At 61.3% G+C, this 14,785-nt stretch carries 12 protein-coding genes; 4 read left to right on the top strand and 8 right to left on the bottom strand.

The window, feature by feature from the left end; all coding sequences use genetic code 11:
* Window positions 1-391: 391 nt before the first annotated feature.
* Window positions 392-3,370: a TonB-dependent receptor plug domain-containing protein gene (locus ACFPN2_RS24835; protein ID WP_380601627.1), complete on the top strand. Its 2,979-nt coding sequence runs from the start codon at window positions 392-394 to the stop codon at window positions 3,368-3,370.
* Here ACFPN2_RS24835 and ACFPN2_RS24830 read toward each other — a convergent pair.
* The 7 genes from ACFPN2_RS24830 to ACFPN2_RS24800 all read right to left on the bottom strand — a co-directional run bounded on the left by ACFPN2_RS24830 (window position 3,300) and on the right by ACFPN2_RS24800 (window position 9,856).
* On the bottom strand, window positions 3,300-4,157 hold the full coding sequence (locus ACFPN2_RS24830) for a FadR/GntR family transcriptional regulator (protein ID WP_380601625.1): 858 nt from the start codon (window positions 4,155-4,157) through the stop codon (window positions 3,300-3,302). The two genes, ACFPN2_RS24835 and ACFPN2_RS24830, sit on opposite strands and share 71 nt — an antisense overlap.
* A gap of 158 nt (window positions 4,158-4,315) precedes the next feature.
* Complete coding sequence (locus ACFPN2_RS24825) at window positions 4,316-5,266, bottom strand: cupin domain-containing protein (RefSeq protein WP_380601623.1); 951 nt, start codon at window positions 5,264-5,266, stop codon at window positions 4,316-4,318.
* Between the two features lie 21 nt (window positions 5,267-5,287).
* Window positions 5,288-6,301, bottom strand: a complete 1,014-nt coding sequence (locus ACFPN2_RS24820; protein ID WP_380601621.1) for an SMP-30/gluconolactonase/LRE family protein — start codon at window positions 6,299-6,301, stop codon at window positions 5,288-5,290.
* 12 nt (window positions 6,302-6,313) lie between these two features.
* Window positions 6,314-6,739 carry a hypothetical protein gene (locus ACFPN2_RS24815; protein WP_380601619.1) on the bottom strand — a complete coding sequence of 142 codons (426 nt, stop codon included), beginning with the start codon at window positions 6,737-6,739 and terminating at the stop codon, window positions 6,314-6,316.
* Window positions 6,740-6,751: 12 nt separating this feature from the next.
* Entirely contained in the window at window positions 6,752-7,033 is a 282-nt protein-coding gene (locus ACFPN2_RS24810) for a hypothetical protein (protein ID WP_380601617.1), read from the bottom strand.
* A gap of 13 nt (window positions 7,034-7,046) precedes the next feature.
* Window positions 7,047-8,942 (bottom strand): pyrroloquinoline quinone-dependent dehydrogenase, encoded by a 1,896-nt coding sequence (locus ACFPN2_RS24805; protein WP_380601615.1) that lies wholly within the window; start codon window positions 8,940-8,942, stop codon window positions 7,047-7,049.
* Window positions 8,942-9,856 carry a cupin domain-containing protein gene (locus tag ACFPN2_RS24800; RefSeq protein ID WP_380601613.1) on the bottom strand — a complete coding sequence of 305 codons (915 nt, stop codon included), beginning with the start codon at window positions 9,854-9,856 and terminating at the stop codon, window positions 8,942-8,944. Before ACFPN2_RS24800 ends, ACFPN2_RS24805 begins: the two co-directional genes overlap by 1 nt.
* Before the next feature lie 73 nt (window positions 9,857-9,929).
* Here ACFPN2_RS24800 and ACFPN2_RS24795 point away from each other — a divergent pair, with 73 nt between their 5' ends.
* From ACFPN2_RS24795 to ACFPN2_RS24785, 3 genes are read left to right on the top strand one after another with little or no spacing between them, the layout of a single operon-like run.
* The gene (locus ACFPN2_RS24795) at window positions 9,930-11,279 is read left to right on the top strand and encodes an MFS transporter (RefSeq protein ID WP_380601611.1); all 1,350 of its coding nucleotides are present in this window, start codon (window positions 9,930-9,932) and stop codon (window positions 11,277-11,279) included.
* Window positions 11,257-12,474 carry a CaiB/BaiF CoA transferase family protein gene (locus ACFPN2_RS24790; RefSeq protein ID WP_380601609.1) on the top strand — a complete coding sequence of 406 codons (1,218 nt, stop codon included), beginning with the start codon at window positions 11,257-11,259 and terminating at the stop codon, window positions 12,472-12,474. The genes ACFPN2_RS24795 and ACFPN2_RS24790 overlap by 23 nt, the downstream gene beginning before the upstream one ends.
* Window positions 12,471-13,253: an enoyl-CoA hydratase gene (locus ACFPN2_RS24785; RefSeq protein WP_380601607.1), complete on the top strand. Its 783-nt coding sequence runs from the start codon at window positions 12,471-12,473 to the stop codon at window positions 13,251-13,253. The genes ACFPN2_RS24790 and ACFPN2_RS24785 overlap by 4 nt, the downstream gene beginning before the upstream one ends.
* Before the next feature lie 47 nt (window positions 13,254-13,300).
* Here the strand turns inward: ACFPN2_RS24785 and ACFPN2_RS24780 are convergent, their stop codons facing one another.
* The gene (locus ACFPN2_RS24780; RefSeq protein ID WP_380601605.1) at window positions 13,301-14,785 is read right to left on the bottom strand and encodes an NAD-dependent succinate-semialdehyde dehydrogenase; all 1,485 of its coding nucleotides are present in this window, start codon (window positions 14,783-14,785) and stop codon (window positions 13,301-13,303) included.

The following is a 14,785-nucleotide window of genomic DNA, read 5'->3' as shown; positions in this document are numbered from 1 at the left end:
GGAGCGACGGACGCTGGATAGTCTGCATGCGACTCACGTAGCACGACCGGTGCTCTTTCATCCGCGTGGGTAGTCATCACCCAGATGTGATCATCGCGCAGCAGAATAGTCGTCTTGGCGCGCTCGTAATAGGGTCAGTCCTTATCGCGCGGTAAGGAATGATATGTCTGAGGAAAGCCAAAGTTTCAGGGACGATGGTGCGGCGATGGTTGGACTCGCAGGGAGGTGTGCGATGCATCTTCGCAAAGCTGGGGGTACACAGCCGTGCCGAGGCGATCTCGGTTTATATCGGTAGGTAAATGCAACCAATGGCCATGCACTAAAGAGCCGGCATCAGCGGCTAGAATGCGCCGCTGAAATTTCGATGGGTTACGTCGTGCCGGAGGTCTTCGTGAGAAATCGAGCTGGGATGGAGCGCGGAGTTGCAGTGATGTCGGTGTGCGTGGGCCTGTTCGGGCTCTCCGCCGTACATGCCCAGGATGAAGGCGAGGTGACCGAGGTCATCGTCACCGGTTCGCGAATCAAACAGAACGAATTCGATGCGCCGACGCCGACGGTGGCCATCTCGGCGGCCGCCATCGAACGTTCGGGCACCACTAATCTCACCGACTTCCTGCGGACCCTGCCCGCGTTGCTGTCGTCGGAGGACGATCTGACCAACACCGGTTCGCAAGGCTACATCGGCAGTACCGGCCTGAACCTGTTGAACCTGCGTAACCTCGGCGAGGAGCGCACCTTGGTGCTGGTGGACGGACGGCGCCACGTGGCGCAGTTGCCGGAAACGGCCGCTGTCGACATCAACACGATTCCGATGGACTTGATCGAGCGGGTGGACGTCGTCACCGGTGGCGTCTCGGCCGTGTACGGCGCGGATGCCGTGTCGGGTGTGGTCAACTTCGTGATGAAGAAGGACTTCGAAGGTTTGGTCGGACGCGTGCAGTACGGTGGCGCCGATGGAGGAGGGCCGAACGATGTGCTCGCGACCTTGACGGGTGGACTGAACTTCGCCGATGGCCGGGGCAACATCGCGGGCTCCATCCAATACACGGACCGCGGCCGCCTCGAGGCGCGCGAGCGAGACTATTTGCGGGGCGCCAACTACACCACCATGAGGCGCAATCCGAACGATCCGGATGACGATCCGGGCGTGCCGGACGAAGTGCCGCTCAACGACATGCACTTTTACGATAGCGCTCGCCAAGGCGCGATCGACGTTGATTTCGACGGCGTGCCGGACACGTTACCCAGCGGCGCCGCCTACCAGATTCCTCGCTTCGTCGCGCCGTATTACTCGCAGGGTGGCAGCGGCACACCGCTCGCAGATTACATCGGCGACCTGCTGCCGGAGGCCAAGACGACGGTGGCGAGCGTCTTCGGTCATTTCAACGTCAGCGACGCGGTGAATTTTTTCGGTGAAGCGAAGTTCGTGCACGGCAAAGCCACTGCGTACGGCCAGCCGACTTTCGATTTCTACTTGTTCGAGAGCGCCGATAACCCCTATCTGCCAGCCGCAGTGGCGGCGCAGATCGTCTCGGGTGCAGCGGCCGATGGTTTCGGCGACCCGTCCGCGCCCGACGGCGTGCTGGTGAGTCGCGATAACTTCGATCTCGGCGTGCGAGGTGAAGAGGTCACGCGCGACACGATGCGCTTCGTCGCGGGCGTGAACGGCGATGTCTGGAGTCGCTATCGCTATGAAGTGTCTTACACCTACGGTCAGTCCGACATCGATTCGCTCGCTCTCAACAATCGTTACAACGACCGATTCTTCGCGGCGATTGACGTGGTGACGAATCCGCTCACCGGACAGGCGACGTGCCGTTCCAATCTCGATCCAAGCGCGTTGCCGTACCAGCCGTGGCAGAGCTTCGATTTTTCCGGGCCGTTGTCGTTCACTCCCGGGCCCAACAGCGGTTGCCGGCCCTTGAACATTTTCGGCGAAGGCGTAGCCGATCCCGCCGCGCTCGCCTGGGTCATGCTCAACAACAAGACAACGTCGCGTCTGACCCAGAATGTTTTCAACGCATTTCTATCCGGTCCGGTGCCGGGCATCGTCTTGCCGGCCGGCGACATCGACGCTGTGGTCGGTGTGGAGTGGCGACGCGAGGGCAGCCGCTCCGAACCGCCGCTGGCGGATCGGTTGGGGCAGACCTTCGGCAATGTGATTTTGCCGACCGACGGCGATTTCGACGTGAAGGAGGCCTTCGCCGAAATTCGTATTCCGGTGCTGGCCAATCTGCCGTTCGTCGAGAAGCTGCAGGTCTCCGGCGCGGTGCGCGTGTCCGATTACTCGACGGTCGGTAGCACGACCACCTGGAATACCGGCCTGTTGTGGGCACCGGTGCGGGATGTGAGTTTCCGCGGCACCGTCGCCGAGTCGGTGCGTGCGCCCAATATCGCAGAGCTGTTCAGTCCGCAGAGCCAGACCTTCGAGGGAATCGAGGATCCTTGCGATGCTTCCCAGCTGTCCAACGGGACCAGCTATCGCGCCGCTAACTGCGCCGCCATCCTGTCCTCGCTGGGCGTGCTCAACCCGGGAGCATTCATCGACCCGAACTCCGCGACGATCCCCGGTGTGGCCACCGGCAATGCGAGCCTGAGCGAGGAAACAGCGCGCACCTATACGTTCGGCGCGGTGTTCCGGCCTCGGTTTGCAGAGGGACTGGCGCTGTCGATCGATTATTACGACATCAATATCAAACAAGCGATCAGCACCGCCGACGCTCAGGATGTCGCTGACAACTGCGTCGACCAGCCCACCATCGATAACGTCTTCTGCGACTCGCTGACGCGTGCAGCGGGCTCTGGCGCCATCACGACGTTCGTGGTGCAGCCGGAGAACGTCGCGTCGTTCCGAACTCGCGGCATCGACTTCAACATCAACTATCTGCTCAATCCGGCGCGCCTCGGCATGGCTGCGGATATCGGCACGTTCACGTTCTCATTGATCGGCAGCCGGCTCGATCGCTTGACCACCATCCCGACGCTGGGGGCCGAGCAGATCGATGAGCGCACTACCGCGGATCTGGATAGCGGCACCTACGCGCCGAAGTGGACGACCGTGTTCGATACGACATGGGAATATCGCGGCCTGACCGTGAACTACGGTTACAACTACTTCAGCAAGACCACGCGCTATTCGCTGCTCACTCTGGCCGGCAATCCCGATCAGGCCTCACGCTCGAACATCTACTACGACGCACGAGAAACGCACGATCTCTCGGCATCGTACGATTTCTCCAGCGGCTATCGCGTCTACGCGGGCGTGAACAACTTGACGGACGAACGTCCGGATTACGCGATCATCTATCCGGTGAGCCCGGTCGGCCGGTTCTACTATGCCGGCCTGAAGGTGTCGTTCGGCGGTCGCTGACCTCTCTGGCGCCAAGAATCGACGCGCGGGTGTCTGCGAGCGCAAATTGAATGAGCTCTTTGGCAGCGCGGACAGCCCGCTCGGCATCCTTATCGACGATGGCGGCGTAGAGCTTTCTATGATCGGGAATCGCATCTCGAGGCGGCTCGTGCGATTGGTATTTGAAATAGGTCGTCCAGTGGATGGCGGCGCAGATCGATGCTGAGAGTGTCATCAATGCCTGGTTGCCGGTCGCAACCAGCAGCGCTTCATGAAATCGTTCATCCGCCGCTCGCCCCTCGGCCGATGCGAGGCCGTGACGCGCCATCTCCTCCAGAGCGTAACCCATCGCAGTAAGTTGCTCCGCCGTCCGGCGGCGCGCGGCAAGTTCGGCGGCATGAGGTTCGAGGATGCCGCGCAGCTCGAACAATTCCTGGATGAAGCTCAGGCTCGGGCCGCTATGGAAGGCCCACCGCAATACATCGGGATCGAGGATCTGCCAGCGGCGTCGATCGGTCACGTGCGTGCCGAGGTGTGGCCGACTCTCCACCAATCCCTTGGCGACCAGCATGCGAACTGCTTCCCGGTACGCGGTACGCGACACGCCGAAATCGACGGTGGCATCCATCTCTTTCGGCAGTAGAGAACCGACGGCTCGTTGGCCGCACAGAATGGATGAGCCGAGCTCACCGGCGATCCTTCTGTGAACCGACGAAGCCGGCGTGGCCGCGTGCATCGAGCCAGTGATATCCGACAGCGGGGCGGCCCACTCGAGCTCGGCTCTCTGAATCTTTCTGGGGCTGTGCATGGGAGTGTCCAACTCAGCGACGTGGCCAACAAACTATATCGCAAATATGAAAACGCTTGCACTTATCAAAACGAGGTCTGCGGTCATCTCGCGAAGGTTCTCGCACGAAAATTAGCGCTCCTGAAATAACTTGCGCGAATCTGCGCGAAGCGCTGGGATCATTCGTTCTCCGGTGGCTGGAAGTTGTGCATTCCATCTGGACGCGGGTTGATGGCGAGGCGAGTCGCAGTTCCGCTGCCGCCGAAGCTCGCGCGATGCCAGCGGCCTTGCGGCGCGTACACGACGTCTCCCGGCTCTGCGCTGAAGAAAGGAACGCCTTCGATCAGATAGTCGATCTTGCCTTCCAGGATCAGCCAGAACTCGGAATAACCAATGTGAAAATGACCCAGGTTGCTGGCTGGCGGCGGTGGCTGGCCGGGTCCGCGGATCATGTTGGCGAAGGTTTTGTCGTCTTTCACGAACGGGCCGCCGCGTCCGTTTCCATTGACAACATCCTTCAAGAAATCGAGGTAGGGCTTGTTGGTTTGGTCATAAGCGCCGTGACCGGTGTAGGTCGCTTTCATATATTTCTTGCCATCCAGCGGTACTGGCGTTTCATCGATCGGATACAGCGGCACGGCTTGCGCCCCGGTTACCTCGAAGCGCACCGAAGGCTCCGAGCCCTCTGTTTCCAGGCTGTATGCAACTCGATAGGGGACCTGCACCAGGAAGCCTCGAGTCGCGACGAAGGGCTCCTGGCCATCGATGCTCACGCGCATGCGGCCCGACTGAACGACCCAGAAGACCCGGTCGTCGGCGAAGAAGTGCCGCCTGGTCTTCTCGCCGGGCGCCAGGCTGATGTAGCGCGCGACGAAATCCCGGTCGCTGACGATGTCTTCTTGCCAGCTGCGCTGACCGGAATGTTTCGCGAGCACTTCAGAGAGTTTCCAGTGCGGCTTGTTGGGCGCCGACCATGCGGCGGGCTGCTCTGGCTTTGCCGACCACGCGGTCACGAGCTGCGGCCGCTGCGGGGCCGAAGATTGCTGGGCTATCGCGGCGCTCGCCCATATCAAAGAGCCGGCCACCAGGTACGAAAGTTTCTGGAGGACGGACCGGTCGAACATTCTCATGGCGTCTCCGCGTTCGAATCTTCAGCGTTGATACAACGGCATCGAGCCAGACGTGCGCAGGGCAAGCTTGTAGATGCTCGATGTGGCGGTGATGTAAGCCACCTTGCCTTGCTCGGCGAATGCCAGGTTCGCAGCCACTTCCGGCAACAGCAACTGTCCGAGCACTTTGCCACGCGGCGTGATGATGCGAATGCCGCCAGGACCGGTCGTCCACACGTTTCCGGCGCTGTCGACTTTGAGACCGTCAGGTCCGCCGGGCCGTCGCTCGTCAGAAGTGTATTCGATGAGGGCGCGAGCATTGCTGACGGCGCCGTCGGTTCCCACGTCGTATGCGTTGACGAATCGCTCGGGGCCGAAGTTCGCGACATACAGCGTCTTGCCATCGGGGGAGAAGGCGAGGCCATTCGGCAGAGGGAGATCCTTGATCATCGCCTCGAGCCTGCCATTGGCATAGCGATAGACAGCGTTGAACGACAGCTCTTTGGCGGGATCTTTGTCCATGCGGGAGAGACCGAACGGCGGATCGGTGAACCACAGCGAGCCGTCCGGAGCAAACACCAGGTCGTTCGGGCTGTTGAGTTTCTTGCCCTGGTAACGATCCAGCAGCGCAGTGGGGTTGAGTTGCGCATCGAGTCGAACGATCTTGCGCCCACCTTGCTGGATCAGTAACACCGAGCCGTCTTTATCGGTGGCCATGGCATTCGAGCCGAGGTAAGAGTCGGCCGGAAATGGATCGAGACCGCCCGCGTGCTCGATCAGCAGCTCGACTTTGCCGCTGCGATTCACGGCGTAGACTTTGTTGTCACGCAGATCGGAGAACCACAGCCGACCCTCGCGCCACATCGGACCTTCGGTGAACTTGAACCCGGTTGCGACACGCTCGATCGTTGTTCCCGGTGCGATGATGGCATCGAGTGCCGCATCCATGCGCTCGATGCGAGCAGGTGCCGCCGTATCGGCGCCGGCCGCGCCTTGCACGGCGATGCTTGCAATCGCGCTCCATAACGCCAGCCCCGTGTAACGAATCACATTCATGGGTGTCTCGCTTCAAACGGCGTCAGTGAGTAGCACCAGATAGCCTTTATCGGCGACGGTGTTCTCGATCATCGGCCAGTACTTGGCGTGATCCGCGGACGCAATCCATTGCTGGCGCAGATCTTCGCTCTCGTAAGTCAGTTGAAAACGATAGTTGACGGTTCTGGCGGGCGCAGGGCCGCCCTGGATGACTTTACGGAGCTTGAGCATCTTCAAATCGACGTAGCCGCGATGTTTCTGAGCGATGGGCTTGAAATGATTGTGATAGGCGTCGAGCATTTCCTGTTCGCGCGCGGGATCGACGGCGAGATCGCAATAAAGAACGATGGGCTGCTTCGGCTCGGTTGCGGCGTTTGCAGCTCGGGCGATCGAGCTGGCCGCTGCGGCGCCGCCAGCGGCGAGCCCTGCGAGTGTTTTGAGCCAATGTCGTCTGTTCATGGGGGTCCTCGATCAATGCTTCGGTGCCGGGAAATTCTGCGACAGATATTTTTCGATGATCTGCATCTCTTCCGGCGTCACTTCGGCGCCGCGGGCTGACATCAGATCCATGACCTCCGCCCACTGCTGCGGCGTCTTGCGCTTGGTCGTGATCATGTAAATGTCGTGGCAGCTGATACAGCTGCGCTGAATGAGCTCGAGCCCCGGTCCGGCGGGCGGCTCGCCCGGCGCTTGCTCAGCCCGCAGCGGCATGCTGGCCAGGATCGATGCGAGAATCGTAATTTTCAGAAGCATGGGTGGCCTTCGCTCATGGGAGTGCGAACGCAGTGACCGTATCGCTCTCGATCGGGCTGCCGGCGAAGCCACCGGTGTTCACGGCCGCGACAAACTGCTTGCCGCTCTTGCTCTGATAGGTCATCGGTGTGCCATAGATCGATGCCGGCAGCTTGAAACTCCAAAGCTCGGCGCCGGTGCGCGTCTCGAAGGCGCGAATTCGATTGTCGTCCGTGCCGCCGATGAACGTCAGGCCGCTGGCGGTGAGGATCGGTCCGCCGGCGCTGATGCGACCGGTGTTCCGCAAATGTTCGGGCAGGTTGTCGCTGACCCCCAGAGTCGAGCGCCACGCAATGTTTCCTGTGTTCACATCCACTGCCACGAGGCTGCCCCACGGCGGCTGCTGGCAGGGCAGGCGGGTCTGCGGATCCCAGAAGTACACATAGCCGTCTTTCAAGCCCCACGAACCGTCGGGTCGTTTGGCAAGCTGCTGCGGGCTGGCCAACTCGTTGATGTTCACGATGAAGTAGCCGAGGCGTGAATCGAACGCGCCGCCGCCCCAATCGATGCCACCGAGACTGCCGGGAAAGCTCGCAACGGCGGAGTCGCCGCGCAATGGTTGAAAGGCGCGGCTCTCGACAATGTTTTTCTCGCGGATCAATTGTTCGCAGGACGCCCGATGCTCCGGGGTGAGATCGGCGAGATCGGACATTTTGAATTCCAGGCGCGCGAGCGGCGGCGGAGCAACGGGCATCGGCTGCGTAGGCCAGGGTGCCTCTCCGGGTATATCTGTTTCCATCGGCACGGGCACTTCTTTGACGTCGTACAGAGGCTTGCCGGTGACGCGGTCGAGCAGAAACAGCATCGCGGTTTTGTTCATGACAGCGACGGCGGGAATCGTCTTGCCATTCTTCTTCACGTCCACGAGCGTGGCGGCGGGCAGATCGAGATCCCAGATATCGTGGTGCACGGTCTGAAAGTGCCAGAGATATTTGCCGGTGGCGGCCTCGACGGCGACGATGGAGTTGCTGAACAGATTGGAGCCTTTGCGATCGCCACCCCAGCGGTCGAAGGCCGGCGCACCGATGGGCAGGTACACGATCCCGCGCTCCGCATCGAGCACGAGCGAGGTCCATACGTTGACGCCCGAGCGATTTTTCCAGCTGTCGCCTTCCCAGGTGTCGTGACCGAACTCACCAGGACGAGGCACCGTGTGAAACGTCCATACGAGCTGACCGGTGCGGGCATCCCAAGCGCGCACGTCGCCTGAAGCGCCCAGCGATGGTGTTTCTTGTACGCGCGATCCCGTGATCACGAGGTTTTTATAAGTGAGCGGCGGCGAGCTCATGCCCAATGCCGCGCGCGGCACGCCATTCATGACCTCAGCGGTTCTCATGTCGAGGAGCCCGTCTTGACCGAACGCCGCGATGGGCTTGCCGGTCGCCGCCGACAGTTTGATGAGCTTGCCGCTGCGAGTTCCGAAGAAAATCGCGGGCTCCAAGTCGGCGCTGCCCGGCCAATATTCGACCCCGCGCATCGAGGGCTGATCGTGATTGGGCAACTCGTATACCCAAAGCTCGTGGCCACTTTCCGGATCCAGCGCCACGACGCGTCCGTACGGCGTCGATAAAAACATTCGACCGTTCGCGACCAGTGGCGTCGCCTCCGAGGGAATAAAGCGGCTGCGACGCATTGGCATTTCATCGCCGCCATCGCTCGAGGGCGGCAGCGGCGTCGCGCTGGGCGGCTTCATGTGATAAGTCCAGGCGATCTGCAACTTGGAAACATTGGCCGGCGTGATCTGATCCAGGGGCGAGAAGCGCGTGCCGCCGGCATCGCGGTGGTAGGTCGGCCAGTCGACCGAGACGGGCGTGTTGGCACAGGCGGTGACCAGGGCACCAAGCGCGGCGATGACGAACGTTCGCTTCATTATCGATTCCGAGGAGGACGGGGCTGATGGAGTAGGGCGGTCTTGGCCGCCATGTCGCGCGCGACGCCTACGATCAGGAGCTCCAGCGGAACGTCGCTGTCGTTGCGGAAGTCCTTGGAGTGGCCAACATCGATCGCTATCGCGTCGCCGCCGCGAATGCTGGCGCGCTCAGCATCTACGTTGACGATGCCTGTGCCGGCGATCACGTAGTACATCTCGCTCATATCCGCGAGGCTCTGAGGCCCAACGCTCGTGCCCGGCGGTAGCACGAGGTGATCGACGTAAGACCAGGCGGTGAAGAACACGCTGGGCTCGAGCGCGCGTCGATAGTGCACGCGGCCTTTGCCGCCGTTCATCGCATCGACGGGCTTCAGCAGATCGCGATCGAGCCGCATGGAAATGAACTGCGGCACCGGGTCGAGCTGGGCGCCGAGGCGGGCATCGCCAAGGTCGAAGGCATCGTAGGTTTTCGACGTGCCGACGTTGATATTCAGCCACTGCAGCGGGCGGTCGGTGGGATTGTAGATCGCGTGCGAGTGGCCTTGTCGATTGGGGGCGCCAGCGGGGCCTTTAATAAGAGAGGTGCGTCCATCGATCGTGAACTCCGCCTCGCCATCGAGAATCAGGAACATTTCTTCGCAGTAGTTGTGAAAGTGCTGACCGATGCCGCTGCGTGGCTGGATGACACCTCGATGCAAGAAAATGAGGTTGGTGGAGAGCGCGTCGCTGCCAAGGAGCACGCCGAACTCCATCGAGCCGGCGCCCCCGTGCACGCCAGTCATCGAGCGAAAGGTCGCCGGATCGGTGTGTGCGATCTGTCGCTCCAGCGGGCTGCTGGTCGATGGCCGCGGCGTGTCCGCCGCGAAAGTCGCGGAGGACACGAGCAGCAATGCAATGAAGGCCCGGCTGGTCACGCGCTCCCCCCTCGGCCGCAAATCTCAGTTTGCGGCGTTGTTGTCCCATACCATATCCGATAGCATATACGATATGAAAGCCACGGCAATAAAAGTCCGACAATTGACCTGGCCAACCGTGGTCCCGGTGCGCCACGCATTAGTGTTTGTGCTGTTTCTTCTGAGCACGGTCGCCTTTCTGGACCGGACCAACATTTCCATTGCCGGCGTGGCGCTTGCGCAGGAGTACGGGCTGAGCAAGGTTCAGCTGGGCTGGGTGTTCAGTGCATTCCTGATTGGATACGCGGGATTTCAGATTCCCGCGGGATGGCTGGCGGTGCGGCTCGGGCCGAGAAACATCCTCACTCTCGGCGTTCTTTGGTGGGGCGTATTCACGGGGCTCACTGCGATCGTTTCACCCACGGCAAGTCACGCTTTGATTGCGCTGATTCTGGTGCGATTCGGCTTGGGAGTCGGCGAGTCGGTCATCTATCCCGCCGCCAATCAATTCGTGGCTCGCTGGATTCCCGTGAACGAGCGCGGTAAGGCCAATGGTTGGATATTTGCCGGTGTTGGCGCCGGCGCGGGCCTGACACCGCCAATTTTGAACGCTATCGTCGAGTCGCACGGCTGGCGCGCGTCTTTCTGGTTCTGTGCGCTCGTCGGCTGTCTCGTCGGACTCCTCTGGTACGTCGCGGCTCGGGATAGGCCCGATGAGCATCCGCAGGTGTCAGATGTGGAACGCGAGCAGATTCGAGCAGGCAACGATGCTTCCATGCCTGCGACCCGACCGCCGATCCCCTGGCGGCGCCTGTTCGCCAATCGAGACGTGTGGGCACTCACGATCAGCTATTTCACGTTCGGTTACGTGGTGTGGATTTTTTTCAGCTGGTTCTTTATCTATCTCGCGGAAGCACGTGGTTTGAATCTGAAGACCAGCGCGCTCTATACCATGTTGCCGTTCATCGCCATGACTGTTTGTTGTCTGCTCGGCGGCGTGATCAATGATGCTGTCGTGAAGCGTCACGGATTGCGATGGGGACGCTGCGGGCTGCCGGTCGTGGGCTTGCTGTTGACTGCGATATTCCTGGTGCTAGGTTCGATGGCCGAGAGTGCCGGTGTGGCTACTCTCATTCTGGCCGGGGGCGCTGGCGCCATCTATCTTGCACAAAGCGCCTACTGGTCCGTGACTGCGGACTTTGCCGGTCCGCATGCTGGCGTGGTATCGGGCGTGATGAACATGGGATGTCAGGTGGGCGGCGCTATCACGGCATCGCTCACTCCGTGGATCGCCGCCGAGCTTGGCTGGACATCCGCCTTCTTCGTCGCGGCGGCGCTCGCAGCCCTCGGCGCCGTCGCCTGGCCGCTGGTCGATCCGACGCGGCATCTTGATAGCATTGCGTCGATAAATGAGAACGAGCGTGGACACATCGAATCAGAATGAGAGTGCGGGTTTGCCGCTGGCGGGCATCCGCGTGTTGGATATCACGCAGGTGATGGCGGGGCCGTTCTGCTGCATGCTGTTGGGTGACATGGGGGCGGACGTCATCAAGATCGAGCCGCCCCAGGTCGGCGATTCGACGCGACACTCGATGGGGTTTCGACTCAAAGGCGAGGACAGTCCTGGCTTTCTCGCGCTCAATAGAAACAAGCGCAGTATCGCGCTCGACTTGAAGAATCCCGCCGATCGCGACGTGCTGTATGCGCTCGTCAAAACCGCTGACGTGCTCGTGGAAAATGCGCGCCCGGGCGTCGCTGCGCGTCTCGGTATGGGCTACGAAACGTTGTCGGAAATGAATCCGAGACTGGTGTACGCGAGCATTTCCGGGTTTGGTCAGACAGGTCCTTGGGCGCAACGTCCGGGGTTCGATCTGATCGCTCAGGCCATGTCCGGCGCATTGAGCGCCACCGGCTTGCCCGGAGGCGAGCCGGTCAAGAACGGTATTCCCGTTGCAGACCTGGGGGCAGGCTTGTTTGCTACCTATGGCATTCTGAGCGCGCTCATGGGCAGAGAAAAGTCCGGTCGGGGTCAGTTCATCGACGCGTCGTTGCTCGAGGCTGCGCTGGGGTTGTCGGTGTGGGAGACCACCGAGCTGTGGGGCACGGGAAAATCACCGCAACCGATCGGCAGCGCGAATCGCATGTCGGCGCCATATCAAGCGGTGCGCGCTGCCGATGGATATTTCGTCATCGGTGCGGCCAATCAGAAACTGTGGCTCACGTTCCTCGAGGTCGTGCAGCGCTCGGAGCTGAATTCGGATCCACGCTTCATCACCAACGCTCTGCGGGTGACGAATCGTATGGAGCTCATCGATGAGTTGCGACCGACATTGGCACGACGCACGGTCCACGAATGGGTGGAGGCATTGCTGGCGGCCGGTGTGCCAGCCGGTCCGATCTACAACTACGAACAGGCGCTGGCGAGCGACCACGTGGCGGCGCGCGAGATGGTCATGGATATTTCGCATCCGGTCGAGGGTTCGTTCCGAGCGCTGGGCTTTCCGGTCAAGATGCGAGGCACGCCGCAACGGGTGCGTCATGCGCCGCCGTTGCTCGATCAGCATGGCGATGAGATTCGTCGCGAGTTGCGCGACAAAGGCTTGCTACAGTCGTCTGGGAAAAAGGCAGTCACGCAATGAGTGCAGGCAGGCTGGTCTACAATAAGCACGGCGCCGTTGCGCAGATCTCCTTCGACAATCCCACCGCGCACAATGCATTGACGCATCAGATGTGGTGCGACCTGCGTGATACTTGCAGGCAGATTGCAGAGGATTCGAGTGTTCGCGTCGTGACTTTTCGCGGCGTGGGCGGCAAGGCCTTCATCTCCGGTACGGATATCAGCGGCTTCGTCGGATTCACCTCGGGCCGCGACGGCATTGCCTACGAACGGCACATCGACGAGTGCATGGCCGCGGTCGACGCGTTACCGGTGACCACCATCGCCATCATCGAAGGCTGGGCGGTAGGAGGCGGGCTGAATATTTTCAGCGCCGCCGATATTCGCGTTGCCACCCCCGAAGCGCGCTTTGCATCGCCCTTGGGGCGGACCATCGGCAACTGTCTGTCGATGAGCAGTTGCGCCCGGATTGCCGGCGCGATTGGCGTCACCATGGCCAAGCGAATGCTCTTGCTCGGAGAGGTGATCCCGGCGCAAGAAATGATGAGCAGGGGCGTGCTGTACAACCTCATCGAAGCTGCCGATCTGGACGCCGCGGTGGAGGCCCTTTGTCAGCGTGCGGCGTCGAACGCGCCGCTCACGACACGTGCCAGCAAGGAAATGATCCGTCGGCTGAGCTCGGCCAATCTGCCGAACGTCGATGACCTCATCGAGCAGGTCTACGGCAGCGAAGATTTCAAGCGCGGCGTGCAGAACTTCATGGCGAAGAACAAGGGCGTGCCGGAATGGAGCGGCCGGTAGATCGCTGAGCCGGCGGCCTCGTCCGGCCGCCAACTCGCAACGTCCAACTACCAATCGACGGCAATGTATTTCGCTTCGGTGAATTCGCGAATGCCATGATGTGAGCCCTCGCGTCCCAGGCCACTCTGTTTTACGCCGCCGAAGGGAGCCGCGGCGTCCGATACCAATCCGCGATTGAGCGCGATCATGCCGCTCTCGAGGCGCTCGGCGACGCGCAGTCCGGTTTTCAGATCTCCGGTGTAGATATACGCGACCAAACCGTACTCGGTGTCATTCGCAAGCGCGATCGCCTCGTCGATCGAATCGAACGGCAGCAGCACGGCGACGGGACCGAAGATCTCCTGTTTGAGGATCTCGGAGTCTCGAGCGACATCACTCAATACGGTTGGCGGATAAAAGAAGCCCGGCCGTGACGGCGCAGCGCCGCCCAACAACACACGCGCGCCTCGTCTCACAGCATCTGCGACCAACGATTCGATCTTGGCAACTGCTGCCTGATTGATGAGTGCGCCACATCCAGTCTCTGTAGAACAACCATCGCCGAGTTTCACTGCGCCCATTTTTGCGACCAGTTGCTTCGTGAACTCCTCGTAGACGCCGCGCTGGATATAGAAACGATTGGCCGCGGTGCAGGCCTCGCCGCCGTTGCGCATTTTAGCGATCATGGCCCCTGCGATCGCATCCGCGATGTTGGCATCGTCCAGCACGAGGAACGGCGCGTTGCCGCCCAGTTCCATCGAGCAGTTGACGACGGTGTCGGCCGCTTCACGCAACAGGAGACGGCCCACTTCGGTGGAGCCGGTGAACGAAAGTTTGCGAATCCTGCCCTCGTGGAGCATGGCTTTCACCACTGCCGCCGGTTGACTCGTGGTGATCACATTGACGACGCCCGGCGGAATGCCGGCTTCCAGCATGATCTGTGCGACGGCGTAAGCGGTGAGCGGCGTTTCTTCCGCGGGCTTGAGAATGCACGTGCAGCCTGCCGCGAGCGCCGGAGCGATCTTGCGCGTGGCCATTGCAGCTGGGAAATTCCAGGGCGTGATCAGCAGAGAGATGCCAATGGGCTGATACATCACCACGATTCGGTTGGCGCCACCAGGCGCAGTGCTGATCTCGCCTTCGAGCCGCACGGCTTCCTCGGCATACCAACGGAAGAATTCGGCGGCGTAGAGCACTTCACCCTTGGCATCCGCCAGCGCTTTGCCATTTTCGAGCGAGATCAACTGCGCCAGCCATTCGCTATTGGCCACCATCCGTTCGAAGCACGAGCGCAGCAACTCAGCGCGCTTTCTCGGTGGCGTCGCGGCCCATGCGGAGGCGGCTCGGGATGCGGCTTCGATCGATTCGATGCCGTCTCCAGCCGTCGCGTCGGCGACCGAAGCAAGCGCTTCGCCGGTCGAGGGGTTGATGACTTCGATGCGCTGACCTTCGGCGCCAGCGCGCCAGCGATCGCCAATCAACAAATCGGTGGGAATAGCGCGTCCAGGCTCGGCAGAGGAGGCAGGTAACAGATAATTGTTGGTGGCTTTCAT

Source organism: Steroidobacter flavus (genome assembly GCF_042651805.1).
Classification (GTDB): domain Bacteria; phylum Pseudomonadota; class Gammaproteobacteria; order Steroidobacterales; family Steroidobacteraceae; genus Steroidobacter; species Steroidobacter flavus.
Note: the sequence above shows the minus strand (reverse complement) of the source record. Positions and strands in the feature narration are given on the sequence as shown.

What these genes read in the sequence shown, in the direction of transcription:
- ACFPN2_RS24830 (WP_380601625.1), bottom strand. Translation starts at nt 4,157, where the DNA reads ATGCACAGCCCCAGAAAGATTCAGAGAGCCGAGCTCGAGTGGGCCGCC.
- ACFPN2_RS24825 (WP_380601623.1), bottom strand. Translation starts at nt 5,266, where the DNA reads ATGAGAATGTTCGACCGGTCCGTCCTCCAGAAACTTTCGTACCTGGTG.
- ACFPN2_RS24820 (WP_380601621.1), bottom strand. Translation starts at nt 6,301, where the DNA reads ATGAATGTGATTCGTTACACGGGGCTGGCGTTATGGAGCGCGATTGCA.
- ACFPN2_RS24815 (WP_380601619.1), bottom strand. Translation starts at nt 6,739, where the DNA reads ATGAACAGACGACATTGGCTCAAAACACTCGCAGGGCTCGCCGCTGGC.
- ACFPN2_RS24810 (WP_380601617.1), bottom strand. Translation starts at nt 7,033, where the DNA reads ATGCTTCTGAAAATTACGATTCTCGCATCGATCCTGGCCAGCATGCCG.
- ACFPN2_RS24805 (WP_380601615.1), bottom strand. Translation starts at nt 8,942, where the DNA reads ATGAAGCGAACGTTCGTCATCGCCGCGCTTGGTGCCCTGGTCACCGCC.
- ACFPN2_RS24795 (WP_380601611.1), top strand. Translation starts at nt 9,930, where the DNA reads ATGAAAGCCACGGCAATAAAAGTCCGACAATTGACCTGGCCAACCGTG.
- ACFPN2_RS24785 (WP_380601607.1), top strand. Translation starts at nt 12,471, where the DNA reads ATGAGTGCAGGCAGGCTGGTCTACAATAAGCACGGCGCCGTTGCGCAG.
- ACFPN2_RS24780 (WP_380601605.1), bottom strand. Translation starts at nt 14,785, where the DNA reads ATGAAAGCCACCAACAATTATCTGTTACCTGCCTCCTCTGCCGAGCCT.